This window comes from Streptomyces purpurascens (genome assembly GCF_045040895.1).
GTDB lineage: Bacteria > Actinomycetota > Actinomycetes > Streptomycetales > Streptomycetaceae > Streptomyces > Streptomyces purpurascens.
In genome coordinates, this window is sequence record NZ_CP108341.1 from 5,464,878 (window position 1) to 5,489,665 (window position 24,788).

Consider the following 24,788-nt stretch of genomic DNA (forward strand, 5'->3'; position numbering starts at 1 on the left):
CGGCCTGTGCCCGAGCCGGTCGGACCCCCGGGCCGGCCCCACCCAAGCGGAGCGCCCCGCAGAATTCGCCGGGAATTCACCGACCTCTCCGGGAACGGGAGAACCGGAAGAGGACGGGAAAAGGCAGGAGCCCCGACGCCTGACGGCGCGGGGCTCCTTGGGTACTACTGATCAGACCGGCGTGACGTTCTCAGCCTGCGGACCCTTCGGGCCCTGCGTGACGTCGAAAGACACCTGCTGGTTCTCCTCGAGGGAGCGGAAGCCGCTCGCGTTGATCGCGGAGTAGTGGACGAAGACGTCGGGGCCGCCGCCCTCCTGGGCGATGAAACCAAAGCCCTTTTCGGCGTTGAACCACTTCACGGTTCCGGTAGCCATAAGCCCTCCTTGGGCCCAAAAGGGTTGCCCTGCTCCAGAACCAGCAAGTGTGAAGATGAATTCTGCACAACTGCATACGTCTGAGAATGACGAGAGCCCGCGGTCACATGCTCCGCAGGCTCTGTACTGCAAGGGAAACCAAACTGCAACTTGCGATGAGCCTAGCACGCAGGCCCCGGAATGCAATAGGGGTCAAGATCACGTCACCCGAATGTTTGAACATCCCGCCGCCGACTGGCGGAGAGGGCCTCTGCCGCCGATCACGAACCCACGGCGGGGCCGGACGCGGGCCACTGGGCCGAGAGGGCTAGCCTCACGATGTGGACAATCCTCGCACCCGGCCGCGCGTCGGCCACATCCAGTTCCTGAACTGCCTGCCCCTGTACTGGGGGCTCGCGAGAACGGGCACGCTCCTCGACTTCGAGCTGACGAAGGACACCCCGGAGAAGCTCAGCGAGAAGCTGGTGCAGGGCGAACTCGACATCGCACCGATCACCCTGGTCGAGTTCCTCAAGCACGCGGACCAACTGGTCGCCTTCCCCGACATCGCCGTCGGCTGCGACGGCCCGGTGATGTCGTGCGTGATCGTCTCGCAGGTCCCGCTGGACCGGCTGGACGGCGCCCGCGTCGCCCTCGGATCGACTTCCCGCACCTCCGTCCGCCTCGCCCAGCTGCTCCTCGCCGAGCGCTACGGCGTACAGCCGGACTACTACACGTGCCCGCCCGACCTCAGCCTGATGATGCAGGAGGCCGACGCGGCCGTCCTCATCGGCGACGCGGCGCTGCGCGCGAACATGCTCGACGGGCCGCGCTTCGGCCTGGACGTGCACGACCTGGGCGCCCTGTGGAAGGAGTGGACGGGCCTGCCGTTCGTCTTCGCGGTCTGGGCGGCGCGCCGCGACTACCTGGAGCGTGAGCCGGTCCTCACGCGCAAGGTGCACGAGGCCTTCCTCGAATCCCGCAACCTCTCCCTGGAGGAGGTCGCCAAGGTCGCCGAGCAGGCCGCCCGCTGGGAGGACTTCGACGAGGAGACCCTCGCCCAGTACTTCACGACGCTCGACTTCCGCTTCGGCGGCCCGCAGCTGGCGGCGGTCGCCGAGTTCGCCCGGCGCGTCGGCCCGACGACCGGGTTCCCGGCGGACGTGAAGGTGGACCTGCTGCAGCCGTGAGCGGGCGCTCCTCGCGCACTACTCTGCTGGGAGTGCAGGCGGACGGGGGCCTACCCGGGCTTCCGGACGCCTACGGGGGAGGGGTGACGCCATGCGGCCGCTCGAAGTCGACGAACCCACCGTCGTGGGGCCCTACCGGCTGCTCGGCCGGCTGGGCTCGGGTGGGATGGGCCGGGTCTACCTGGGCCGCAGCGCCGGAGGCCGTACGGTCGCCGTGAAGATCGTGCATCCGCACTTCGCGCTGGACGAGGAGTTCCGGGCGCGCTTCCGGCGCGAGGTCGAGGCCGCGCGCCGGGTGGGCGGCGCGTGGACGGCGCCGGTCCTGGACGCGGACCCGCAGGCGCGGGTGCCGTGGGTGGCGACGGCGTACGCGGCGGGCCCCTCGCTGTCCGCCGCGGTGGCGGACTTCGGCCCCTTGCCGGCCCACACCGTACGCGTCCTGGGAGCGGGACTCGCCGAGGCGCTGGCGGCGGTGCACGAGCTGGGCCTGGTGCACCGGGACGTGAAGCCGTCGAACGTCCTGCTCACGCTCGACGGCCCCCTGCTGATCGACTTCGGGATCGCCCGGGCCACGGACGGTACGGCCTCCCTGACGTCCACGGGCGTCTCGATCGGCTCGCCCGGCTACATGTCGCCCGAGCAGATCCTGGGCAAGGGCGTCACCGGCGCGGCGGACGTCTTCTCCCTGGGCGCGGTCCTGGCATACGCCGCCACTGGCCAACCGCCCTTCCCCGGCGACTCCTCGGCGGCCCTGCTCTACAAGGTCGTCCACGAGGAGCCGGAACTCGGCCCGCTGGACGGGGAGCTGCGGTCCCTGACGGCCGCCTGCCTGACGAAGGACCCGGGCGCACGGCCCGCCCCGGCGGAAGTGGCCCGACGACTGGCTCCCGAGGGAGCGGCCCGGCTGGTGACGGGCGGGTGGCTGCCGGGGTCGCTGGTGGAGCAGGTGAGCCGGAGCGCAGTGCAGCTGCTGAACCTGGAGGCGACGGGGCCGGGAGGCGGGGGGCCTTCAGGGCCGGTGGGGTTCAGTAGTCCCTCTGTGGGGGCGGGGGAGACAGGGGAGTCGGCTGAGTCGGCTGATTCGATTGGTGCGGTTGGGACTGCCGGGACTGCCGGGACTGCCGGGGCTGCCGGGGCTGCGGGGGCTGCGGGGGCTGCCGAGCCCGGGGTGTTCGGGCCGCCGCCGGTCATGCCCACGCCTGCCGGGGCGCCGCCCTTCGCCGCCGTACCCGCACCCCGTGACGCCGGACCGCAGGACACGGACCCGTCGTCCACCGGGCGCCGCCCCGGCAAGGTCACCGTCTCCGTGGCGGCGACGTCCACGCCGGAGGGCGACGGGCGGGTGCGAAGGCTGAGCTGCTCGGTCGCCCTGGCGGTCGCCGGGGCGATGGCGGCCGTGACGATCGGGTCGGTGTTCGTGTTCGACCTGCTGCCGGGCGGCCACAACGCCCAGGACGACAGGGACGGGGCCGCTCCGGGCGCCGACCACTCCGCACCGTCGGCGAGCAGCAGCGCCCCCGGCGCCGTGCCCGCCGCCTACCTCGGCACCTGGGAGGGCCAGGGCACCGCCCTGGACGGCAACCTGCCCCTCGGCACGTTCCGCATCACGGTCGAACGGGCCGCCGTCGGCCAGGAGCTGGGCCGACTCCGCCAGACCGACCAGATCGGCGGCGTCTGTATCGACGTACTGACCCTGAAGCAGGTGACGAAGAAGGAGCTCGTCGCGACGTCCGTGGGCGCGAAGACCAACCACAGCGGCTGCAACCCGGCCGCCACGACCGTCCGTCTCAGCCCGATGGGCGACGACCTCCAGTACCGGTCGGAGAGCGAGGAGTCGGGGCGGCCTCAGGCTCGGATGTCGAAGGTGCGGTAGACACGCCGACCCCCCGCTCGACGCCTCACCCCGGGATGACGACCGTCCGCAGCTCCCCGTCCCCGAGGTGCAGCATGCCCTTGCCCGGGGCGACCTGGCCGCCGACCATGCTGCGGTTCAGGCGTACGCCGACGAGGTCGCCGCTGGAGGACTCCTGCGGGGAGAGCAGGATGCCGCGGCGAGCCTTCTTCGCGTCGACCTGCCAGCCGGAGAAGCCGCTGCACACGTCCTCCTCGTCACCGGCGATGACCATGGCGAGGCCGCGTTCGGCGCCGCGGGAGACCAGCTTCTTCATCTGGCTCTCGGCGTCGCAGTCCTCCAGGATCTCGCCGTCGTCGATGAGGACCGCGATCGGCTCCTCCAGCGACGCCTGGTCGATGAGCTCCTCGAACTCGTCCTCGTCGATGTCGTCGCCGGTGAAGACCTTCAGTACGCCTTCCGCGCCGTCGAGTTGGCGGAGAGGAGACTGGCGCGGGGCCGCGATCACCAGGCGCGTGCCCTGGGCCAGGAAGGACTGCGCGAAGTTCCACAGCACCGTCGAACGGCCCGACTTGGCCGGACCCGCGACGACGAACGCCGGCACACCCTCCGCCAGGTCCGGGCCGAAGCCGACGATCTCGTCGCCGCCGATACCGACCAGACCCCACAGGCGCGAGCGGGACGCGTCCGGGTCGCGCATCTCCCAGGCCTCCGGGAAGGAGATACGGCTGGGCAGGCTGTCCACACGGAACGGGCGCCGCGAGCGCGGCACGTCGGCGTCGCGGGCCGCGGCCGCCTCGCCGATCGCCGCCAGCGCGGCCGCCTGCCCCTGACCGGTCGTGTCCTCGGCGAGCAGCGCGAACTGCGTCTCCGTACCGAACTCGTTGCGGAAGGCACGCCCCGGCGGGATCTCCTCGGGCACCTTGCGGGCCGGAATGCCGAGCGAGGAGAAGTCGCTGCGATCGGCCAGCCGCAGACCGTACTTGTCCTCGGTGAGGGTCGCGATACGGCCGACGAGCAGGGTCCGGTCACCGGTCAGGACCAGGTGGATGCCGACGCTCGCGCCCTCGCGCATCATCGTCTGCAGCTCGTCCGTGAGCGAGCCGTGGTCGATCTCGCCGAGCGTGGGCACCCAGCCCTCCCAGCGGTCCAGCAGCACGACGATGTGCGGCAGCCGCTCGTCCTCGGCGACCGAGGACCGCTGTTCACCGATGTCCGCGAAGCCCTTGTCCGCCAGCAGGTCCTGGCGGCGGCCCATCTCGCCCTTGAGCCGGTTGACGAGCCGTACGACCCGCTCGGTCTGGTTACGGCCGACGACCGCGCCGCAGTGCGGCAGCCGCGTCAGGGCGTTGAGCGCGCCGTTGCCGCAGTCGATGCCGTAGAGGTGCACGTCGGCGATCGAGTGCGTACGGGCGATCGAGCCCGCCAGGGTGCGCAGCACCTGCGAACGGCCGCTGCGCGGGGCACCGCCGATCATCAGATGGCCGAAGGAGGAGAAGTCCACGGCGACCGGGCGCCGGGCCTGGCTGGCGGGCAGGTCCTCGATGCCGTACGGGGCCGGCGGCAGCTTGCCGGGGCCGCCGGCGAAGGCGGGGAGTTCGACGTCGTCCAGCAGCAGCGTCTCGTCGAGCGCGGGCAGCCACGGGCTGTGCTGCGGTGGGATGCCGAGCGAGCTGTTGGCGTCGCGGATGGTGTCGACGAGGACCTTGAGGTCGGTGATCTCCTCTTCCTCACGGGCCTCCGCCTTGGGCTTGACCAGCGCCGCCCGGCCCAGGTCCTCCCAGGTCAGCGGGCCCACCCAGGGCATGAGCACGGCCGGGTCGGCCGCACCGGGCCGACGGCCACCCACGCGCCCGGACTGGAAGGGGACCAGCGAGGCGTGGCCGAGCCGGGCGTAGGCGCGGCCCGGGGTGTTCTTGGAGATGTGCCCGGCCTCGGGCGAGTCGATGACGTCCGACGACTCACCGCCGTCCGTCACGCGCAGCGCGATACGGAGGTTGGTGTTGGCGCGGATCTCGGGCGACACCACACCGGACGGCCGCTGGGTGGCCAGCAGCAGATGGATACCCAGCGAACGGCCTCGCTGGGCGATGTTCACCAGCCCGGTCACGAAGTCCGGCAGGTCACGCACCATGGACGCGAACTCGTCGATGACGATGAGCAGCCGGGGCACCGGCTGGTGCGACGGATCCCGGCGCACCAGGTCCTGGTAGTCCTCGATGTCCTTGGCGTCGGCGGCGGCCAGGATGTGCTCGCGCCGGTGCAGCTCGGCACCCAGCGACTCCAGGGCCCGCTCCACCAGGTGGGCGTCGAGGTCGGTCACCATGCCGACGGTGTGCGGCAGATGCACACAGTCCTTGAAGGCCGCGCCACCCTTGTAGTCGACCAGCACGAAGGTCATGTTCTCGGGCGTGTTCGCCACGGCCAGCGCCGCCACGATGGTCTGCAGCAGCTCCGACTTACCGGAACCGGTCGTACCGGCGATGAGGCCGTGCGGGCCGTCCTTGCGGATGTCGAGCCCGAACGCCCCGTCGTACGACTCACCGATGACGGCCAGCGTCGACTGCCCGCCCATCCGCCACCGCGCCACGATCGCGTCGCTCGTCGGCGGCTCCAGCTGCAGCACGTCCAGCAGCCGGCTCGAACCCGGGAGCGCCGAGTCCTCGGTCTCACCGCTGATGTCCCTCAGCGGCGACAGCGACCGCGCCAGCCGCAGGCACCAGGCGGCGGAGACGAAGTCGGGCCGTACGTCCTTCAGCCGCTCCGCTCCGGCCTCCTCGACGCGCAGCCTCAACTGCTCGGTGCGGCTGGCCTGTTCGGGCTGCTGTGCGGTGTTGTGCCAGGCCTGGAAGGAGGGGAACCCACCGGCGGCCTGCTGCGTCTGTTGCTGCTGGATCTGCTGGGCGGGCTCGTACTCCTGGGCCTTCGGCTCGGCCACGACGTACGCCTGGCACTCACCGGGCAGGAACCGCTCCTCGGCGTCCAGGCAGATGGCGAACATGGACACGGCGGGCCCTTCGCGCAGCAACCGCACCACGCCGGGGAGGGACCTGAGCCTCCGCGACCCGTCCCACACCACGACGATGTCGGGATCGCCGAAGGACGACGCACCCTGCGACTTGTTCTCCTCGGCGGCCTTCTTGCGCGCGTCGAGGATCTGCGTCAGCTCGCCGATGCGGGCACCCACGGTCTCGGCGTCGGTCCCGATGAGCGCGTTGACGTCCTGCCCGCCGGACGGCCGGGAGTGCGGCAGCCAGCGCGTCCAGTCCCAGGACTCCTGCGCGGCGTTCTCGCTCAGCACGTAGAACTGCACGTCCATCGGGCTGTGCAGGGCCGCGGTCTGCGCGACGGCCCACCGCCCGAGAGCGCGGGCGGAGTCCCCGGGCCCGGCCATGCCGATGACACCGAGGCCGCGGAGATTCAGCGCGACCGGGGCGTCCTCGATCTTCCAGGTCACCTGGCGGCGGTGGTCGTCCTGCTCGGGGTCGTCGAGCACCACCTCGGAGGGCAGCTGCCCGGTCCCGAACCGGACGAGGAGATGGTCACGGTCGGTACGCCGCCGCTCCCAGAGCCGCGTCCGGGGCCCGGTCCCGAGGGCCAGTACGGTCGCCGGATCGGGCAGGGCGTGCCGCCGGTCGTTCCGCTCGGCGACGAGCGCGTCCTGCGCGTCCTTCTCGATCCGCTCCTTCTGCTCCTCGTACTCCTCGACCTGCTTGGCATGGGACTTACGCCCGTGCTTCTTGTCGTTGTAGTAGTTCGCGAAGAGCAGGATCGGAGCCAGACCGGCCATGATCAGGTAGTACCAGCGCTGGAAGATCATCACCGACACGACGGCACCGACCAGCGGCGTCAGCGCCATCAGCCAGGGCAGCGGCCGGGCCTCGTAGTCGCGGGGCGGCGACGGCAGCCGGAAGCTGGTCTGCCGCTCGGGCGGGCGCAGCCGCGGAGGACGGTTGTAGTCGAGGCCGACGCCGTCGTCCGACCACTTGAGGGCGGCGTTCGGGGGTGTGTAGCGGGTGAGTTCGAGGAGGGTGTTGCCGAGGGCGATCTGCGCGCCGAGGGGCCACTCGGTGGGGCCGTCCTTCTTCTCTGCCTTCTTCTCCTGGTCCTTCTTCTTGCCGCGCTTCTTGCCCTGGTCCTTCTTGTCCTCGTCCTCTTCGTCGTCTCCGGCGAGGGACTTGCCGTCGAGGGTGACGTGGGCCTTGTCCATGTGCACGGCGACCTGGCAGGTGCCGTCGGTGGCGACGGAGAGGGTGAGGGCCCGGGCGTCGACCTCGGGGTCGTCGATACGGACGTACGAGGCGGCGCCGCTGCCGATGTCGTAGCGCCCGACCCCGAGCCGGTGCACGAACCCGGCGGCGGGCCCGCCGACGACACGCAGCTCGACGAGCCCGGTGGGCTCACCCGGCAGACACCCGGACGGATCCTGAAGGCTGACGACGGCACCCTCGCGCAGGGGCGACCCGACGACGGTGGCGCTGGGATCGACGGCATACCCGTCCACGTACACGAGGGGCGCGTTGTTGACCGGCGCGTGCCGGTGCTGCCCGAGCGGGATGACCTGCGCCCCGCTGTGCCCGACCTGCTTGGCCAGCTCCTGGGCGATGTCCCCCACGGTGGACTCAGGATCGGCATCGAGCACGACGTCGGCGGTGCCACCGCCGTACGGGTCGACGACGGTCAGAGTCAGGCGCACGACTAGTCCTCCCCGTGCCACTGGGCCGGTGTGGCCGCTGTGGTCTCTGTCGCTGCGTCCGCTGTCTGTTCGCTTCAGTCACGCGGGTCACAGTCGTAAGGGACGATATCCGTTCGGTACGACGGTGAGGCAATGGGGAGGCGCCGAGACGTTCCCGATGGCAACGTCGTACACGACTTCATGACGTCTCGTTCACAAGCCGGGGATGTGGCATCCCAGGCCCCACCCGTAAGCTGCAGACGCAAGAGCGGACGATCACACCGGTTGCCACGTGCGATCAGTAACTCGGCCTGCGGGTCGATGAGTCCGCAAACAGGGAGCCACGGGGGTTGGCCCTGCGGCGTTGTGAAAGGGAGCGGCTTCATGGCCAAGGACCTTGATGTCACTTATCAGGACATGCGGGATGCTGCCAAGCATGTCGTGAAGGAGAAGGAAAAGCTCCAGGAGAAGCTCGAGGGCCTCAAGAAGTACATCAACAACCTCGTGCAGGGCGGCTACGTCACGAAGAGCTCGTCGAAGGCGTTCGACGAGAACTTCGACGAGTTCGTGCGCGGCATGAAGGACACGCTGGACGGTCTCGACGGCATGGGTGACTACCTGACCATGGCCGCGGACAAGTTCGAGCAGATTGATGACGAGCTGGCCAAGCAGGCCCGGAGCAAGTAGGGGTCAGGTGTTTGTCCGGTGCCGGCGGCGGGGCTGCCGGTGCCGGGCAGGCGTCCGGTCGACGGGGTGTGTCAGTTGTGGGGGAGAGGCTGCCGGAGCACGTACATGTGCAGGTCGCTGCGGAGCTCTTCCGTATCGACGCGCAGCCAGGATCCGTCACTGAAGCGTATGAGCAGGATCCTCGTCTCGAACTCGCCGGAGAAGGGGTCGTCGAGGGTTGCTTCGGAGGCGGCAATGCGGGCGACGACCTGCAGGCGCTTCTCCCGCCCCACACTGACACGCTTCGGCGGAGCCGCCAGAACGATCCCCTCCTCGGTCGCGAACAGCATGCGCTGGTGGTGGGTGGAGTGGCTGTACCAACGGAGCAGGAACTGCCCGGCGTTACCGTGCCAGTCTCCGTCGAAGACCTTGTCGAGGCCTTGCCGGGCGATGATGGCGTCCCGGCGCCTGTCCTCTTCCTTCTTGGCGAGCCGCCGCTCCTTTTCGTCCTTCGTGTCGAGGGCTCGCTTGACGGCTTCTTCCGCTTCGGCCAGAAGGGTCAGCAGCATGAGGAGGGGCATGAACGGTGCACCGAGCACCGCACCGAGCATGCCCAGCGGGGGCATTGTGGCAGGGCGGATCCGGGGGTTGCCCGCGGCGTGCAGTACGTCCGCGGGGGGTTGCGGGATCTTGTCGATGAAGCACCAGGCGCCGGATTCGGGGTGGATGCCGAGGTGGTCCATTGCCAGGCGCTGCTTGCCCCTAGGGCTCACGTCAAGACTCTCCTCGCCGACGCGGAACAGGATTGATGTCGGCACCGTACCGAAAGGTCGCGCACGTCAAGCGACGGGGAGGAGTGGATATCCTCGCTCACCATGGTTCCGCCGGAGTGGTTCCGCATCGACCTCATTCAGGACCGCTGGCGCGTCCAACTCAAGACCTTCGTGGACCGGCAGGAAGAAGGCCAGAAGGAGAGCGTCGAGTAGCCCACCTCGCCGGGCGTCAAGGTATGGACGTCATGGCCGGCTCACAGAGGTGGGTGCTGTGAGGGGACGGCAGGTGCGGAGACCGGCTGAAGACCCAGAAGCCCACGTCCGGTTCGGAGCGCGAGACGGCTTCGGCATGGCAGGGGTGATGCTCTGCCTGGTGGTTGGCATGGGCGCCATCCTGCTGGTCATGGGCATGTGGAAGCGGTTCGCGCGTGAGACGGTGCCGACGCTGGTGGACTTGCCCGGTGGATCTTGGGCGGTTGGTGCCGTCCTGGGCGTGATCACCGTCCTCGGAGCAACCGGAGCGCTGCGGTGTGCGGGCGGAGCCTCGGGCCGCACCCGCCTGGCGCGTGGTCTGCATGCCGCGGGGACGGCGCTCTGCTGCGCGGCCGCGTTCGGGCCGCTGTTCTATTTGCTGAGTGGGCTGCCTGGCAAGAATTGCCGTTCGGAGAGCTGTGCCTACATCCCCGGTACCGGCAGCGCGTTTCTGGGCTACGCCATCAGCGCCGGCCTGATGGGCTGGCTCGTCCACCGCTGGATCAGCGCTCGGGCCGAGGAAGAAGCGGCTCGGGAGCGGGAACGCGTGCGGAGGCTTCGGAAGAAGGGCAAGGGGAAGAGCCGGGCAGGGCGTCTGCGGTAGCGCGGCCGCGAAGCCCGGCTTGACTACCTGGGCGCAGTCAGAGAAGCGGGCGGTGCGACGGCTCTCGCCGGACGCACCGCCCACCGCTCGAAGGTGTTGCTAGGCAGTCGCCACAGGCACGCCTACGTCGGCCAGCGCCTCTGTGATGGCCTTGGCATCGGGCGACCGGAATTCGATCGCCTCTCCCGAGCGAAGCAGCACGTCGACCGAGGGGGGAAGCCACGCCACACCGCTGCCGACAAGGACTGCACCCTGTACTTCGGCGAGCGGCAGATCCAGGGCAGCCCCGTCCGTGCCACGAGCCAGCAAGGCACCCCTGTCGACTGCAAGCGCCCCGGTGCGCGAAGGGCCGAGGTCCCAAGGAAAGGAGACCGACCCGGCGGACTGGCCGGCCGGCTCCCCGAGTCCGTAGCGCACTGGATGCACCGCGACTCCGCCGGTGAAGGCCGAGGTGAGGGAACTCGCAGCGGAAGCGAGTTCGGCCTGCTCGCGGCGGCGCCTACGCGCGACCACGGGCACGCCCAACACGATGACCAGCAAAGCCAGCAGGCCTGCTACGGCCAGACCGGAGGCGTCCTGCGGGCGGGCGACGACGAAGACCACGGTGACAATGGCAGCGGGGCTGAAGAGAGCCGCGTAGAGCAGTGCGGGATGAATTCGCGTGCCCGAGAGGTAGGTCTTCGGCGACGCGGCCGACGCCGCTTGTGCCAGCTGCGCGCGGTGCAGCTCCCTCCTGCGAGCTCGGGCACGGATCACTCGTTCACGTTCGGCCCAGCCGTACCGAGCCGCATACTTCCTGATCGTGCTCCAGGCGAAGAGCCCCGCGACGACCAGGCAGGGCAACAGCCCGAGGACGGCGGGATCGGACAGTCCGGCGAGGACAACGATCACCGAGATGAGCGCCAGGACAAGCAGCAGCGCCGAATAGAAGAAACGGCCGTGGGGATACCCCTCCGTGCCGTAGCTGGTGGGGAAATCCGAGTCATGCCCACGGTCTACTGCCGCCCACTGCCGAAGCAACTCAAGGCGTCGGGCCGACCGCTTGCGCAGTGCGCGGAGGACGAGCAGCGCCGGAACAGCGACGATGGCCAGCAGCACAATGCCCAGCACGACCGCCACCGCGACGTCGGTGGTGTCGCCCGACTGGGAGTCCGCGGCATCGATCACCATTGCGGGGACCAGTCCGGCGACAAGGGTCACGACGCCCGCGCACAGGAGGAAAACAAGGGCACGGCCGCGCGAGAGGTCCTCGCGGACCAGAACGTCGAGTGCCTTCGCCTGGTCCTGCAAGCGGGAGCCACGATCCGGCCAACTGTCCGGTGCGCTGGGGGGCTCAGGTAGCGGCGCCGACCGGAAGAGCGAGGTGCGGGCGGGGGAGTTGGTGGTGTTCGTCGTCATGTCCGTTCCTGTGTCGTCCGCTCATTCACTCGACGTTCGAGAGACGAACCAGCACCTGACCGGCTTGGCCGCCATGGGAGAGGTACTAGTCAGGCGTGCTGTCCGGGATCGGCACGAAGTACTCGACCCGGCGGTGAGCGACGTCGACGGGCAGGGCGACGCCATGGCGGCGTTCGGTGGGGAGGTAGAGGGTCATTCCTCCCTTGGCACGGGCCCGGCGAACGACCTTCTTCATCTCCTGGATGAGCTTCAGTCGGGCCTTCGGAATGTCGTCCGAAAACCGGTGGGCAGTTGTTTGACGGCCTTGTGGGCGATGCGGTCCATCGCCTCCTGAGTGCCCGAGTGCAGCGGAATCACGTCCCAGCCGAGCGGAGGCACCAGATTGAAGCCATTCGGGGCCCGGCTGTGCTCAACGGTGGTCATTGCGCCCCCGCGTCACTTCCACGGCATAGGCAACGCCTACGAAGAGTGCCCATGCCGGGGCGGCGATCATGCCCGGCCAGAAGCCGAAGAACAGCGAGGGCAGGAAGAAGCCGCCGCCCATGGCCAGATCTCGGGTGAGGTAGGGCGGACGGCCCGCATAACGGGGGTACTTCGCGAACACCCAGACGTAGTGCAGGAGGCAGCCGACGATCCCGGCCTCATAGACGTAGAGCACGTCATTCATCAGGGACTTCGGCACCAGGATCATAATTCCCAATACCGGCAGGAACAGGGGCATTCCTATGATCAGCGTCAGACGGAGCCGCCGGTTGGGGCCGGTGCCGAGTCCGGTGCGGGCGGCTTCGGCCTCGACAATGCGTTGCGCCGAGTTCAGGTCCATGCTCATCCTCACCAGTGGGTGTCGGGCGCGGGCTTCAGTGTGTTGTCCTTCCAGTCCGAGTACGCCGCGTTGTACGGCTTCTCGCCGGTTCCGAACTTCTCGTGGGTCAAGCTTGTCAGGTCACTCTTCCCCAACGCCTTGTTCGTGACGTCCATCCCCATGCCGGTCCAGGCGACGCCGAAGGCCCCTGATAGGACTTGTACGCTTTGTCCGCGGCGGCCCCTGCGGCCTCCGGGAAGGCAGCCTTGTTCGCCTGCACCATCTTCGCCATGCCGGCCATCTCCTTGTCACCGAGGTGCACCAGCGTCGACAACGGGCTGACCCTCAGCGGCCCCTTGGCGACCAGGCCGACGCTCTGGGAGATGGACTTGCGCATCGCGTTACGGGCTGCTCCGAGGGCCTGCCGCCCCGGTCCTTGCGGCATTGGATGCCTGCCACAACCCCGTGCTCGTGGGGAACTTGACCATGACGACTTTGTAGTAGCCGGAAGTCCTTGAGGCTTGGCTTGCCCCGGCGTCACCTACTTGCCGCAGCTGTCGTGATCTCGACCGGACTGGTTTTGGTGGGGTGGCTCCTCCACCGCTGGAGCAGCGCGAAGCCGGGAGCGAGCGGCGCGGGAGAGGGAACGGATGCGGAGGCTTCGGAAGAAGGGCAAGTGCAAGAGTCGAGTGGCCCGTCTGCGGTAGCACGGCCTTCCACTCTTGGCCCTACGCTCATGAGCGAAGACAACGCAGTCCTCGCCTCAGGCCGGTCGGAAGAGAACTCCGAGACATCGGGCCGGCGAACAGGGTGGTCACCCGTTGTCTGAACCATCATGCGGAGTTCCGTCTCCCGGTCCTTGCCCTCCAACTGCCCGGCGAGAGCGTAGAAAGGTTGCGGAACCCGGCCGGGGGCACCGCCGTAGACGAAGGCATGGTGCGCCGGAACGTTCGGGAGCGGATGGGCCTCGGCCAGTTGGAGAAAGCGATTGGCATCGCAAGCCGCTTGGGCCGCCACCACCGCTTGTGGCGTTGATGAACGATCTCCGCACACATGGCGGCCCACTTCACCATCTCGTCCTGGTCCCGCTCGTTGTCCGTCCACGCTGGGGCAGAGGAAACCACTCCGTCGGGTCGACCTCGGACTTGAGGAAGATCATGTGTGGTCAGGGGGCCGATCAGGCGAATCGTCGGACGGAGTGCCGAAGGACACCGTTTCCAGGACGGAAGCCGTCATTTCGCAGATTTCCCCCCAGTGCTCTATAGCGACCATATCCAGACTTGGATCTGGTCGGTGAGGAGTCTGGCTTCTTCGCCTGTCGAGGTGCGCTCCGCAGCCAACGCACGATGCAGTCGCCGGCATCCGCCAGGATCATGAGGAATTCCAGGTATCCACTTCCTCATCCGGGCTTATCCGGATGGTGCGGGCGAATTCGTCGACATCGTCGAGAGCTCGGAGGATCCGGCCGGCGTCGGGATCGGCCAGGATGATCAGGACGTCCGCAGCTTCCGTGCCCTTCTCGTAGCGCCAGGCGTATCGGAGGCCGACGTGCACCTCGTTGCTGTCCTCGTCCTGGTAGTAGCGCAGCACCCGCAAGCCGGTTCCTAGATGCGGGGAGTCGAAGTCCTCGACAATGGGGGGCTCGACGGCGTAGCTCGCATCGGCGTGGGTCAGCTCACGAAGTGCCGTTCTCTGGTCCTCGCCCTCCTCGATCTCCACCAGGTCGACGTACGCAGGAAGCGGGATATCTCGCGGGTGCGGGAGATGGAGGAAGACCTCGAAGTCTGGAAAGGCTGCAGGGGCCCTGATGGCGTACATCAACAGGATGTTGGCCAGCAGGTCGACTTCGCCCGGTTCTGGCTTCTCCGACGGAAAATCCTCCCAGAGACCCTCGGCGAAGTAGCGTGCCCACGCCTCAGGTGTTTGTGCCTCCTCGACGTTCTCAAGACCCGGTTCCGGCCACATGAGCGGGATGCGGATCCAAGGGGACAGTTCCATGGCGTGCTTGACGTTAAGCCAGCTCACTCATAACTCCATCTGAACGTGCCGACCACCGCGTCGAACAATTCGACCAGAACGCCGGTGAATTCACTGTCGATATCGCCGTCACCCGGTGTGGAGAAGTTGATGCTGATCCAGCGACCGGGATCGTCCGCCACGGGGATCACATACTCGACCCGCCGCGTTGGCAGGGCGGCCTGCTGTACGGCTTCGGGGGCGGAACTCAGCTTCTCCTCGTCAGGGGTGGAGCGGTAGGCGCGGCGGAGTGCGGGTGCCCCTGCCACGTCAACCTCTGTCGCCGATCCGCCGCGGACATCTTCGTTGGCCAGTTGAGCGATCACTGCCTGCGGAGGAACCGAATGGCCTTGGCCGATCGGCATCTCGGCAACGATGAAAGAGGCCATGAGGAAGATTCCCCCGCGCGGGAGCACCGGAAGGTAGAGGTCAAGGCCACCGTTTCTCCTGGCCGCACGGGCCTGCTTCTCCAGCTGGCGACGCATGTCCAGCCGGAAGCGCATGGCGTCGTCTCGGGGAATGCCCTCCGGAACTTGCCCCATGTGCGAGAAGAGGACCTTCTCGAGTGCTTCTTTCGTGCCCTCGCGCAAGGGGATGCGGACCCAGCCGGGTGGCAGGATGAGCTCGTAGCCGCGGGGAGAGGTTACTTCGACGAGGGGTGACTGTTGCTCTAGATCGGACGTGCTCATGCGTGGGCCTGCTTCTTGAGCTGTCGGTCGGCCACCAGGATCGTCAGGGAGGAGAGCACCGAAATCACGGCCAGCCAGCTGTAGCCGATGGCCGCGAATACGTTAGGGATCAGGAACAGGCAGGAAACGATCTTGATTACCTGGGAGAAGTTGGCACCCCTCCGAGGGTCACGGATCAGCTCTCGGTTCTTGATGAACAGGAGCAGCATCAGGACAGGTGCAATCATCATCGGCCAAGCTGCGTAGCCTTTGGTAAGCCAGTCCATACCTCCATACTTGCTTCCGAGGTCCTGGAAAGCGAAACAGAGGATGGGTGCCAATGTGAACACGGCAAGGAATTTCATGGCCCGAGACTCTTCTGGGCTTTTCGCCGGAACTGTTGCCACTATCTCCCACTCCAGAAAACTTGGCTTCGAATCTTGCTGTTCCTGACTGTCGGTCGAACCTTACGCAGGATTTTTCACCAGCGGCTCCCGACTTCACGCGTCAGTACATCCTTGGCGTCTCCGTACGCGTCCCCGCCAAACTTTTCCCCAGCCTTGTCTCCGAGGTCCACGAAGGTGGCTGCTCCGTAGTTCAAGCGGAAATTCCTTACGGCCTTGTCCGTTGCGTCGGCCGCCTCCCGCACGCCGGCATTCCCGCTGAATTCGGCCCGCATCGCCTTGGCGAACTTGGATGCGCTGGCGACCTCCCCCTCGCCGCTCAGCAGGCGGTCCAGCCGGTTCGTCCCAGGCCGTGTTTCCTTCGCCCCGATCCGGCGCAGCGCATCCTTCGCACGCACTGCCTTCGCGCCACGGGCCGAGTCAGTGCCATATCGCATGATGTTCTTGTTGAGCATCTTGCGTAGATTCGCGTACCGCTGGAACCGTCCCGCCCTACTGGCGGTCTTGAGCGTCGCCGCTGCGGCCTTCACGCCCTTCATCGCGATGGTGCCGAATCCCAGCGTCGCCAGCGCGAAAACGTCCATGGCGACGTCCGTCCAGCTCCCGTCACCGGAGAGGGCCAACAGCGTGTGCCCGACGCCGACGAGCGCTGTAAGACTGAGAGTGGTCACCGCGATGAGGGTCGCCACCCATCCGACCGGCGTGAAAAGGAGGGCGATAACCCCGATAATGGTCGCTGCCCAACTCAAGATTTCAACGACGGTTTTGATCGTATCCGCATGCTCGTGCACCCAGTCCTTGAAGTTCTCCCAATCACTGTCCTTGATTATATCCGAGATGTCTTTGTCGATGTTCTCGGCATAATGCTGGGCGCGGGAGTCGCGGTCTGAGATGACCTGGTTGAGCTGCTTGTGGTACGACGCCAGATGGCTGACGGGATCGGACTCCTCTGACGACTTCTTGTCGCCGTCCTTGCCGTCCTTCTTCGCCTCGGCTTCCTTCTTCTTCACCTCGGCAGCGTGTTCCTCGTCGGCCCGCTTCGCGGCACGGAGGACGCTGTCGGCCCGTTCCTGGAAGCCCTCCAGGTCGTTGGCCCATTTGCCGAGGTCGCCGACCACCCGTTCGTAGCGGCCCGCTGTCTCACGGAAGCGCTTTTCGAGGTCGCCGGACTTTTCGCGAATCTTGTCGGCGTACTTGCCCTGCAGCGCGTCGCCATCGGCGGCCTTACGCAGGATGCCAGCCTGGTCACGGAGGGTCGAGGCGAGGTCCTTCATCCTGCGGACCTCGTCGCGGATATCCTCCGGATCGCCGGGGATCGGGTCCTTCTCCGCCAGTGGATGCCAGTCGACCGGTCGGCGCCTGCCCTTACCCGTACCCATCGGTCAATTCCCCCCTTTTTTGCCGCGCTTCTTCTCGCTCGCGTTCTTGAGGTCGAGGTCCAGCTTCTCGAAGCTCGTGAGCGCGGTCTCTACTTGTTTGCTCAAGTCCTTGACGTTTTCGAGGAGTTCACGCCGATAGTTGTCCCAGTTGCTGACGAACTGGTCCATCTTGCCGGCGATGCTGTGATGGCCCCAAATGTCATGGATGTCGGCACGGTGTTTGTCAATGTCATTGAGGGCTTTGTTGATGTCTCTCAGATTCGTCTTCGAAGACTCCAGAAGTTTGTAGTCGACTACCAGGCGGTCGTGCTCCCCCATGGACCCCTCCGTTGACACTTACGTGGTCAGCATGCTCCCGTTGGGCTCACCTCACCGGCACGGTTACGAAAGGCTGCTGTCAACGATTGACGGCGCCGCGCCGGTCGCGCCGTAAGAGCCCGAACCTCTGGTGCCGCATGCCCATGTCCCATCTTTCGGAATGTGCGCCCCGGGACCAGTCGGTGGAAGCTTGCCGAATACATGTCCCATCGTACGGACGTGGCTGCTGGTGGCAGGGGCCTGGCCACGGGGTCTTCACATCTATGAGCGGCGGTTGAGTGTCGCCAGGGCGGAGGCCGTGCCGCCTTGCGCAGCGTCTGGCGAGCAGGAGCGGTCACGCGGGTGAAGCACCTGCTTCAAGGTGACGAGGAATCGCCGGGCCAACCGGTACTGCTGTCTCACGTTCGGTGTCTTCACCTGTTGACGGCCTGGATCTCCTGGACAGTGATGTCCTGGTCGTTGCCGAAGGTGCCGTTCGGGAGGTCGTCGCCGGCGCCGCCTGTGCCGGTCCAGGTGATCTCCCACGTGATGGTGGCCTGGAGCTTGTACGTGCCGTTGCCGGAGGAGCGGAGGTACTTGACCCCGCAGGGCGGTGTCTCGTTGGCCTTGCCCTTGGCGTAGGGCTCGCCGATGGAGTCGTCGGCGTTGATGGTGCACTCACCGGAGGCCGGGTAGGTCTCGGCGTCCTCGGTGCCCGGCTCCAGCTTGAGGGACACCGGTTTGGCGGTGGTGGTGGCCTGGATGTTGAAGCCGGGGACGTTGAGGGCCGCCGTGGCCTGGACCTCGTCGAAGACGGCCTTGTCGAGCCAGGCCCAGGTCGGCAGGTTCACCTTGGTGTTGGTCTCGGGGGCGAGGGTGACCTCGGTGTCGGGAAGCTCCATGTGCTGGTAGGCGAGCGCGGCGAGGATTTCCGGGGTGATGGCCTCTTCGTACCGGGGCGGCGGGGCATCGCCGTTCTCGACCCAGAAAGGGAGGTCCGTGCACGAGGACCGCTTGAGGTAGTCCGGCTCGTTCGGGTTCTCGACGCCGGCCCAGAACATCCCCTTGCCGTCGTTCTCGACGTTGTAGTCCTTGTAGCCGGGTGCTCCGGTCCAGCCGAACTCGTCCTCGTAGTGGCGTTTCGACTGGCCGATCGCCGAAGCCGCGGTCCCGCCCATTCCGGGTGTGCTCAGCTGGCTCTCGATGTGCTTGGACATCTCCTTCTTGAAGTCCTTGGCGCCGAGGTAGGGGGCGTACCAGCAGGGAGGTGGTGTCCAGTTGACGTCCGAGGACGTGACGTTTCCGGTGCCGCCGTCCTTGGCTACGGCTCCGGAGTACCGGATGCGGGCGGCGGCGTAGACGCCGTTGCCGTCACCGCCGCCCGACTGTTCTGTGTTGGCACCCTGAGTGTTGCCCGGCTCTTCTCCCGCAGAGGCCGGTTCCGCAAGGGCGAGGATGCCCAAGGCCAGCGTTAGGGCAGCCACGCCGGTGCTGAGGGCTGTATGCCGTGACCTGTTCACTGGCACTTCGCCGCCTTCGCCTCGACATACACCTTGGACGCCTGCCACAGATCATCTCCGGTGGGGAGCTTGACCATAATGATCTTGAAGTAGTCGAAGTCCGTGATGCTGGGCGCACCCTTCAGGACCTTCCCGGTCTTGATCTCCTTGGAGTAGAACTTGCTCGAGTCCACGCAGAACGCGACCTCCACCGAGTTGCCGTTCGGGGCAGACCGTGTGGTGGCCTGGTAGTGGCGACGGGTGCCGGTTGCAGTCCAGCCGCCTTCGAGCCTGACGTCGATCTGAGTCTTCGCGTACTTCAGCCCATCGCCTGTGGAGTAGGCGACCAAGGCGGCGTCCTTGGTCGTGCGCTTGTTGACGCCCCGATAGATGGCGCGGACGTAGTTCGCTGCGTCCTCCATCGCGGCCGCCTCGGTCTTGTCCTTCGGCTTGTCCCAGTCGAAGACCAGGTCCATGTCCTTGGGCAGGGACACGTCCACGCCGTCCGGCTTGTCCGCTGCCGGTGCTCCCGACGGCGATGCCGACTCCTTCGGCGTCTCCGCTGCCTGGTCGGCGCCGGCGATCTTGTCCTTGTCGCTGGACTTGTCGTCCCCGCTACCGCAGGCCGTCAACAGCAGTGCTGCCGTCGCTGCCAACGCGGCAGCAACGGGCAATGGGCGGCGCTTCACAGTGGCTCCCCGTGAGAGACAGAAGTTCAGTAGGCGCTCTGACGGTACCGGTGAGGTTTTCGGTTTCACCAGCGTGAACTTTCGCGAGAACAGATGCAATCCGGGATGTATCGGGCTCTCGGGAAGCGGGCTGTGTCCTGATCGTGCCCAAACAGGTGACCGCGCCGAATTCCACGTGTGCGGCGCGCACGCCGTGTTGTTGACGGGTTGCGATTCGCTAGTGCGGTGCCCTGCGTCTCGAGCAGCCGTGGTGCTGGGGCACGTTCTCGGTAGGGGCGATGGTGTCCCGCGAGGCCCCGCGACTGCATGTTCCTTATGCCGTTCATGAGCGGCGTCTTCGGGATGGGCCACCGCGGTGCTCCGCTAGGGCTGGACTGTCGCCGAGTGGCCCTGCTCAGGAACAGTGCCGCCGTTGAGGAGTTCGACCAGCTCGGTGGTGTGGGTCGAGAGGCGCGTCGTGAGCCGTGCCCAGGAGCCGTCCTGGAAGGTGAGCCGGAAGTCCCGTCGGCCGAGGCTGAATTGTTTGACGGTCGCCTCGGCGACGTTGTCGCGTGGTGTATCCCAGAGTGTCGTGTCGGACTCGACGACGCAAAGGCGTCCCGGGGTCAACACGATCTCTGTGACGCAGCGCGACGGACGTCGGGCAGGGTCGAGCTGCCAGGGCAGGGCGCGGGCGGTGTCGCCGGGGTCGGCCCACATGACCGGGAAGTCGTCGACCTCGTTCTCCCGTTCCTCCAGCTTCCCGCGGCCCGGTTCGGGGTCGATCGTGCCGCCTCCGAGGAGGTCACAGAGGATGCCCCAGGCGATGACGAACGGGGCGGAGAGGGCGTCGCGCGCGTACACGCCGATCTTGCCGGGGAGGCGGCGGACCGAGAAGGTGCTGCTGCCCTCCGGCCAGCCGGGGAGCTCGGGTTCGATGTCATCGCGGCGGCGGTCGCGGAAGGAGCGGCGGCCGTCCACGGAGGCGGCGGTGCCGGTCGCGAAGGAGACCGCGTAACGCCCCAGCAGTGGCTCGTCGGGTTCAGGATGACAGTCCACAGGGCCCCTAATCGGCAGAGGGTGTCTCGGACAGCGCATCAGTCGGATCGATGAAGGAAACCGTTTGAAGCACTGCTTCCATCAATTCGCAGAACTGCTGCCAGTGATCGACGTATGCCGTCAAGAGCGTGAATACCGCTGTAAACGGACCGGTGGGAAAGGGGATGTGCACTTGTAGCTGCGCGGTGACGAGATCCTTCGGTTCACCGTCCGCTGTCATGTCGGCGTTGACCTGGAACTGACGCCACGTGGCGCATGCGACCGCCGGTCCACAAGGAAGGTCGAGCCAGTGGACGTCGTTGTACGGGTCCTGAGAGAGCGTCGCGAGGATGCCCTGCGCCACGACGTCGGTGTTCGCGCCGGTGTGATCTGTAGGGATGGCGGCCAGGGTGAAGGCGCACTGGGCAGCGCCCTCGGAGAGGTCGTGCCTGACCACGTCGCCTTGCGGGGTGTGCTCCTCCTCGGAGGTGGAGAACAAGCCCAGCGCCGCGTAGGACACCCCGGTGTCCACCAGGAGCTCCGCCACTCCCGCGTAGTAGGGGGAGGCGGGACTCCATATGGTTTCGTCCCCGCGCGAGTACAGATCACGTACGAAGGAGTCGGCGCGCTGTGCCCGCTCTTCAGGGGTGGCAGCGAGCGGGAGGGTGAAGAAACCCTCGGGGGTGAGGAACCAGACGGGGGGTGGGTCGCTCGGCGGAGCCGGTGGCAGAAGCGGTGCCGTGGAATCAGAAGCGGGTGTCATTGCGTCGCAGGCCGTTCCGGATGAGATGAGGAGATGAGGTCAGAAGTCCTCGGGGAGGTAGTCGTCGATGTCAACCCTTGTTCCATCGGGTTCCATGGTGATGTTCACTTCCGAGGCTCCGAATAGAGATGTGTACCTGCTCGGCAGCAGGATTTCGACCCGGATTCGACCGGTTGGGTTTCGCGTGATGATGGGAGACACGGATGCCGGCATCTCCTTCTCGGCGGCGAAGTCCAATACCGTGGCCCGCTGTTGTGGCGTCAAGGACTCAAGAGCAATCAGCTCGCGTGGGGGAGCCAGACAGCGGGTGAGCTTTCGGCGTGCCTTGCACCGCAGTCTGCACCACGAGCCGTCGACGAAGGTGACCCTGAAGTCTTCGCCGTCCTTGAAGTTCTTGAGTTCTACGTTGCTGATGTCGGAGCGAGGGCACTCCCAGATCACGTTGTCGTCGATGAACTCCATGTCCTTCTTGACGAAGGGCAGGTGGACGATGACGATCCTGCGGTCGGTGACGATCAGATGCGTGAAATGGTGCTTCTGATCCGCTCGGCCGGGATCCAGTTGCCAGGGCAGGGTGCGGGCGATTGTCCCTGACCCGGCCCACATGACCGGGAAGTCCTCGACCTCGTCCGCCGGGTCGTCCGGAGTGTCGGAGCCCTCGCCGCCGGATGTGCCGCCGCCACTGAGATTGCCGCCGGCTGCGCTGAGAAAAGCCATGACCGCGACGCCCGCCGCCGTTGCGGCGCCTCTCAGCGTCTTGTCGGCGACCGCCCCGCTCGTGGAGCGGGGCGCGTAGGAAGGTCCCTCGGGCCAGCCCGGCAGCTCGTGCTGAATGTCCTTGCGCTCAAGGTCACGGAACCAGCGCATGCCCCTGACAGGCGCGGCAGCGCCCGTGGCGAACGTGACCGGAGCGCGGGCGAGCAGTGTCTCCCCGGGACCGGGCTGCCAGATGTTCATTGCGGTGCGGCCTTCCTCACGTGGAGCGCTCGGTTCTGCGACTAGTCACCGGACAGTGCCTGGCCTATGTGCGTACCGACCTTCGGCGCGATCTTGAAACCACCATCGATCGCCCTGCCAAGGCCACTGATCGGATCCATGTTTCCCTTGAACAGCGTGTTGATCCCCTTTGTGCCCAACCACTGCCCTTCTTGGTATCCGGCACTCACGAGACCGCCCGCACGGGACATCAAATTACTGCTTGCGTGTGAGACCTGATAGGCATTCTCTGACACGCCGCCGATCTTTATCAGGCCAGCTTTCCCGAACCCCTCTGTGAGACCTTCTGAGGCCTTCCCAAAGGAAAGCAGGACCTTGGATCGGCCGATGTCCTTGTACTTGAACCCCTCCCCGAGCAGCTTCGATGTGGCCTTGGCGGCATCCAGGGCTTCGTCCGCCGTCTTGCCGACCACCTTGACGCCCTTGCCGAACATGCCGATGCCCGGCATCAGGCCCAGCGCGTCCAACCCGAGCGTGGCCCAGCTCACATCCGCGCCGGCCGCCTTGGCCACGCCGTGCGTCGCCAGCGTCAGGCCCGCGCCGATGAGTGCGGCGGTGCCGAAGATGGCCGCGAGGGGCGGGAACGGGAGGGTGACGATGGCCAGCAGTCCGAGGACCGCGGTGATGTCGCTCAGCACGTCGCCGATCGCCTTGATCAGGTCGGCGTGCTCCTTGAGCCAGTCGCCGGTGGCGTCCCAGGCGTCCGCGATGCCGTTGCCCAGCTTCTCCCAGAAGCCCGGCTCGTCGGGGGCGATGTCCGCGGCCTTGTCCAGCTCCTTGCCGATCTTCGCGGCGGCCTGCTTGTAGCGGTCCTCGAGCTCATGGACCTTCTGGATGAGGCCGGTGACATCGCCGGATGCCTTGCCGTACTCGTCGGTGCCTTCCTTGGCCTCGGCCTTGGCGTCGAGTTTCTCCCCGGCCTTCTTCTCCAGCCGGTCCGTCTCGTCCTGGAAGTCCTGGAGGTCGTTGGCCCAGCGGTGCAGTGCGCGGGATGCCTTGTCGAAGGACTCGTGGCTCTTGCGGATGAGCGGGGTGACGTCCTGGCCTATGTACTCGGTGAAGGCGACGGCGGTCTTGCCCTTCCAGGCGCCGCACTCTATTCGCTCCAGCTCTCGTACCGCCGTGCCCAGTTCACCCGCCAGCTTGCCCAGCCGTTTGGCGAGTTCGCGGGTGTCCTCCACGCTTCCGGGAGTGGGGTCCCAGCCGATGTTGGGAGGGACGGTGCGCTGACCAGCCACGCTACTTGCCCTTCTTCTTGGCCTTGAGCGACTGAGCCAGCTCAAGGTCAAGGCCGTCGAACGTCTCGCCGATCTTGTTGATCATCTTCACCGCGCCGTGGGTGTGTTTGCCGAGCTGCTTGATGCCGTAGCCCCAGTCGTCGGCGAAGTCCTGGACGTCCTCGATGAGTTGGCTCTCGCCGACCGCCGAGGAGTCTGTGCCTCGGAGGTCGCGGCGGGCATCCTCCATGCGGTCACTGATGGAGGAGAAGGTCTTCTTCAAGTGCTCGAAAATGGTGTCTTCGAGGCGCAGATCGCTCATCTTGAAATCAGTCTCTGTCGGTGGGCGGCGGCCTGCGGAGTGCCGGACCCCGCCTGTGCCAAATCAGCGGTCGCCGGCTGTGAGCGCCGGGAGGGTGAGGTCGCGGTCGCTGCCGACGGGGCCGTGGGTCGGGCCCTCGCGAAGGACGCGCGGCGGACACGGTGGCGTGCGGAGTGGATGGCGGCGCTTCAAGTGACTCCCCCGAGTAGCAAGAAAGATCTGCCAGGTACGCCGACCGTAGCTGCTGGGTTCCTGGGTTCGCCAGTGCGAACTTCTTTATAGAATCAGGCGATTCCTGCGCTCAGGGTGAAGTTCGGAGCGTGCGTATATGTGCGCGCCTTTCCCAGGAGCTGGGGAGTGTGAACATTTGACGAGGGTGGACGGTCTTCATCGTGACGACACCTTCACAAAGGCTGTACGAGCGCATCAGTCCTGTTGGGAGTCTGAGGTGGGCGGCTTCCTCGCATGGATCGCCGTTGTCGCGCCGACCATCAGCTCCTGCGGGTGGGCGCCGTGCTGCCATGCGCCGGAGGGTGGCCGCGGCTCGCCGCGATGCCGCTGTCTCCCCTTCCGGGCTGGTTGCAGCAGTGACGTACGACCTGGAGTCGGCAGCCGGCGATCAGCGCTCGCGCCAAGACGGAGGAGTCTGTGAAGCTCGCCGTTCCACCCATACGGCCACCACTCCGAAACTACACTCGCGCCCCATGCGTAACTCCCGCAGCGTGCAAGCCAAGTCAGCGCCCCTTCTGTGCGGAACGCTCCCCGGCACGCTCTGCAGAAGACGGCTCGCGGGAGGCGGGGTGTGGTCCGCGCCCGGGGGCGGTGACGCACCCTGACCCCCGCCAAGGCCACCCCCAAGGCCCGCGCCCGCCACAAACAGTCCCGCGACCCCCGGGCCCACTGGCTGCTCCTGGCCCTCACCCTCCCCGTCGTCTTCGCCTTCCTGATCTTCGAA

General features: G+C 67.0%; 23 protein-coding genes. 4 read left to right on the forward strand and 19 right to left on the reverse strand.

Annotated elements, in window-relative coordinates; genetic code table 11:
- Window positions 1–171: 171 nt before the first annotated feature.
- Window positions 172–375 carry a cold-shock protein gene (locus OHU35_RS24970; protein WP_003992177.1) on the reverse strand — a complete coding sequence of 68 codons (204 nt, stop codon included), beginning with the start codon at window positions 373–375 and terminating at the stop codon, window positions 172–174.
- A 320-nt stretch (window positions 376–695) separates the two neighbouring features.
- On the opposite strand from OHU35_RS24970, the gene OHU35_RS24975 reads away from it, so the two are divergent.
- A complete protein-coding gene (locus OHU35_RS24975; protein ID WP_189728474.1) occupies window positions 696–1,544 on the forward strand; it encodes a menaquinone biosynthetic enzyme MqnA/MqnD family protein in 849 nt (282 codons plus the stop codon).
- A 91-nt stretch (window positions 1,545–1,635) separates the two neighbouring features.
- Window positions 1,636–3,417: a serine/threonine-protein kinase gene (locus OHU35_RS24980; protein ID WP_405506920.1), complete on the forward strand. Its 1,782-nt coding sequence runs from the start codon at window positions 1,636–1,638 to the stop codon at window positions 3,415–3,417.
- A gap of 25 nt (window positions 3,418–3,442) precedes the next feature.
- Here OHU35_RS24980 and OHU35_RS24985 read toward each other — a convergent pair whose 3' ends face one another.
- A complete protein-coding gene (locus tag OHU35_RS24985) occupies window positions 3,443–8,092 on the reverse strand; it encodes an FtsK/SpoIIIE domain-containing protein (protein WP_405506922.1) in 4,650 nt (1,549 codons plus the stop codon).
- 363 nt (window positions 8,093–8,455) lie between these two features.
- Here OHU35_RS24985 and OHU35_RS24990 point away from each other — a divergent pair, with 363 nt between their 5' ends.
- Window positions 8,456–8,758: a WXG100 family type VII secretion target gene (locus tag OHU35_RS24990; RefSeq protein WP_030840100.1), complete on the forward strand. Its 303-nt coding sequence runs from the start codon at window positions 8,456–8,458 to the stop codon at window positions 8,756–8,758.
- 71 nt (window positions 8,759–8,829) lie between these two features.
- Here the strand turns inward: OHU35_RS24990 and OHU35_RS24995 are convergent, their stop codons facing one another.
- The gene (locus OHU35_RS24995) at window positions 8,830–9,480 is read right to left on the reverse strand and encodes a hypothetical protein (RefSeq protein WP_405506924.1); all 651 of its coding nucleotides are present in this window, start codon (window positions 9,478–9,480) and stop codon (window positions 8,830–8,832) included.
- Window positions 9,481–9,892: 412 nt separating this feature from the next.
- Here OHU35_RS24995 and OHU35_RS25000 point away from each other — a divergent pair, with 412 nt between their 5' ends.
- Entirely contained in the window at window positions 9,893–10,366 is a 474-nt protein-coding gene (locus tag OHU35_RS25000) for a hypothetical protein (protein ID WP_405506926.1), read from the forward strand.
- A 99-nt stretch (window positions 10,367–10,465) separates the two neighbouring features.
- On the opposite strand, the gene OHU35_RS25005 is transcribed toward OHU35_RS25000, so the two are convergent.
- From OHU35_RS25005 to OHU35_RS25080, 16 genes are all read right to left on the reverse strand, one after another.
- Window positions 10,466–11,764, reverse strand: a complete 1,299-nt coding sequence (locus OHU35_RS25005; protein ID WP_405506928.1) for a hypothetical protein — start codon at window positions 11,762–11,764, stop codon at window positions 10,466–10,468.
- Window positions 11,765–12,013: 249 nt separating this feature from the next.
- On the reverse strand, window positions 12,014–12,187 hold the full coding sequence (locus OHU35_RS25010; RefSeq protein WP_405506929.1) for a hypothetical protein: 174 nt from the start codon (window positions 12,185–12,187) through the stop codon (window positions 12,014–12,016).
- A complete protein-coding gene (locus OHU35_RS25015; protein ID WP_405506931.1) occupies window positions 12,174–12,587 on the reverse strand; it encodes a hypothetical protein in 414 nt (137 codons plus the stop codon). Before OHU35_RS25015 ends, OHU35_RS25010 begins: the two co-directional genes overlap by 14 nt.
- Before the next feature lie 115 nt (window positions 12,588–12,702).
- Window positions 12,703–12,963 (reverse strand): hypothetical protein, encoded by a 261-nt coding sequence (locus tag OHU35_RS25020; protein WP_405506933.1) that lies wholly within the window; start codon window positions 12,961–12,963, stop codon window positions 12,703–12,705.
- Between the two features lie 974 nt (window positions 12,964–13,937).
- Entirely contained in the window at window positions 13,938–14,591 is a 654-nt protein-coding gene (locus OHU35_RS25025) for a hypothetical protein (RefSeq protein ID WP_405506934.1), read from the reverse strand.
- On the reverse strand, window positions 14,588–15,271 hold the full coding sequence (locus OHU35_RS25030) for a hypothetical protein (protein WP_405506936.1): 684 nt from the start codon (window positions 15,269–15,271) through the stop codon (window positions 14,588–14,590). Before OHU35_RS25030 ends, OHU35_RS25025 begins: the two co-directional genes overlap by 4 nt.
- Complete coding sequence (locus OHU35_RS25035) at window positions 15,268–15,537, reverse strand: hypothetical protein (RefSeq protein WP_405506938.1); 270 nt, start codon at window positions 15,535–15,537, stop codon at window positions 15,268–15,270. The genes OHU35_RS25030 and OHU35_RS25035 overlap by 4 nt, the downstream gene beginning before the upstream one ends.
- A 194-nt stretch (window positions 15,538–15,731) precedes the next feature.
- Window positions 15,732–17,033 carry a putative T7SS-secreted protein gene (locus OHU35_RS25040; protein WP_405506939.1) on the reverse strand — a complete coding sequence of 434 codons (1,302 nt, stop codon included), beginning with the start codon at window positions 17,031–17,033 and terminating at the stop codon, window positions 15,732–15,734.
- A gap of 3 nt (window positions 17,034–17,036) precedes the next feature.
- The gene (locus OHU35_RS25045) at window positions 17,037–17,351 is read right to left on the reverse strand and encodes a hypothetical protein (protein ID WP_405506941.1); all 315 of its coding nucleotides are present in this window, start codon (window positions 17,349–17,351) and stop codon (window positions 17,037–17,039) included.
- Between the two features lie 413 nt (window positions 17,352–17,764).
- Window positions 17,765–18,850, reverse strand: coding sequence for a hypothetical protein (locus OHU35_RS25050; protein ID WP_405506943.1), 1,086 nt, complete (start codon window positions 18,848–18,850; stop codon window positions 17,765–17,767).
- Entirely contained in the window at window positions 18,847–19,518 is a 672-nt protein-coding gene (locus OHU35_RS25055) for a hypothetical protein (RefSeq protein WP_405506944.1), read from the reverse strand. The genes OHU35_RS25050 and OHU35_RS25055 overlap by 4 nt, the downstream gene beginning before the upstream one ends.
- 363 nt (window positions 19,519–19,881) lie before the next feature.
- Window positions 19,882–20,556, reverse strand: a complete 675-nt coding sequence (locus OHU35_RS25060; protein ID WP_405506946.1) for a hypothetical protein — start codon at window positions 20,554–20,556, stop codon at window positions 19,882–19,884.
- 7 nt (window positions 20,557–20,563) lie between these two features.
- Entirely contained in the window at window positions 20,564–21,082 is a 519-nt protein-coding gene (locus OHU35_RS25065) for a hypothetical protein (protein WP_405506947.1), read from the reverse strand.
- 255 nt (window positions 21,083–21,337) lie between these two features.
- Entirely contained in the window at window positions 21,338–22,255 is a 918-nt protein-coding gene (locus tag OHU35_RS25070; RefSeq protein ID WP_405506949.1) for a hypothetical protein, read from the reverse strand.
- Between the two features lie 41 nt (window positions 22,256–22,296).
- Complete coding sequence (locus OHU35_RS25075; protein ID WP_405506951.1) at window positions 22,297–23,532, reverse strand: enoyl-CoA hydratase/isomerase family protein; 1,236 nt, start codon at window positions 23,530–23,532, stop codon at window positions 22,297–22,299.
- Between the two features lies 1 nt (window position 23,533).
- Window positions 23,534–23,833, reverse strand: coding sequence for a hypothetical protein (locus tag OHU35_RS25080; RefSeq protein ID WP_391103271.1), 300 nt, complete (start codon window positions 23,831–23,833; stop codon window positions 23,534–23,536).
- Window positions 23,834–24,788 lie beyond the last annotated feature (955 nt).

Bases quoted from the DNA above. Each gene is read 5' to 3' on its own strand.
- OHU35_RS24970 (WP_003992177.1), bottom strand. From the start codon at position 375: ATGGCTACCGGAACCGTGAAGTGGTTCAACGCCGAAAAGGGCTTTGGT.
- OHU35_RS24980 (WP_405506920.1), top strand. From the start codon at position 1,636: ATGCGGCCGCTCGAAGTCGACGAACCCACCGTCGTGGGGCCCTACCGG.
- OHU35_RS24990 (WP_030840100.1), top strand. From the start codon at position 8,456: ATGGCCAAGGACCTTGATGTCACTTATCAGGACATGCGGGATGCTGCC.
- OHU35_RS24995 (WP_405506924.1), bottom strand. From the start codon at position 9,480: ATGGACCACCTCGGCATCCACCCCGAATCCGGCGCCTGGTGCTTCATC.
- OHU35_RS25000 (WP_405506926.1), top strand. From the start codon at position 9,893: ATGGGCGCCATCCTGCTGGTCATGGGCATGTGGAAGCGGTTCGCGCGT.
- OHU35_RS25005 (WP_405506928.1), bottom strand. From the start codon at position 11,764: ATGACGACGAACACCACCAACTCCCCCGCCCGCACCTCGCTCTTCCGG.
- OHU35_RS25010 (WP_405506929.1), bottom strand. From the start codon at position 12,187: ATGACCACCGTTGAGCACAGCCGGGCCCCGAATGGCTTCAATCTGGTG.
- OHU35_RS25015 (WP_405506931.1), bottom strand. From the start codon at position 12,587: ATGGACCTGAACTCGGCGCAACGCATTGTCGAGGCCGAAGCCGCCCGC.
- OHU35_RS25020 (WP_405506933.1), bottom strand. From the start codon at position 12,963: ATGCGCAAGTCCATCTCCCAGAGCGTCGGCCTGGTCGCCAAGGGGCCG.
- OHU35_RS25030 (WP_405506936.1), bottom strand. From the start codon at position 15,271: ATGAGCACGTCCGATCTAGAGCAACAGTCACCCCTCGTCGAAGTAACC.
- OHU35_RS25035 (WP_405506938.1), bottom strand. From the start codon at position 15,537: ATGGACTGGCTTACCAAAGGCTACGCAGCTTGGCCGATGATGATTGCA.
- OHU35_RS25040 (WP_405506939.1), bottom strand. From the start codon at position 17,033: ATGGGTACGGGTAAGGGCAGGCGCCGACCGGTCGACTGGCATCCACTG.
- OHU35_RS25045 (WP_405506941.1), bottom strand. From the start codon at position 17,351: ATGGGGGAGCACGACCGCCTGGTAGTCGACTACAAACTTCTGGAGTCT.
- OHU35_RS25070 (WP_405506949.1), bottom strand. From the start codon at position 22,255: ATGAACATCTGGCAGCCCGGTCCCGGGGAGACACTGCTCGCCCGCGCT.
- OHU35_RS25080 (WP_391103271.1), bottom strand. From the start codon at position 23,833: ATGAGCGATCTGCGCCTCGAAGACACCATTTTCGAGCACTTGAAGAAG.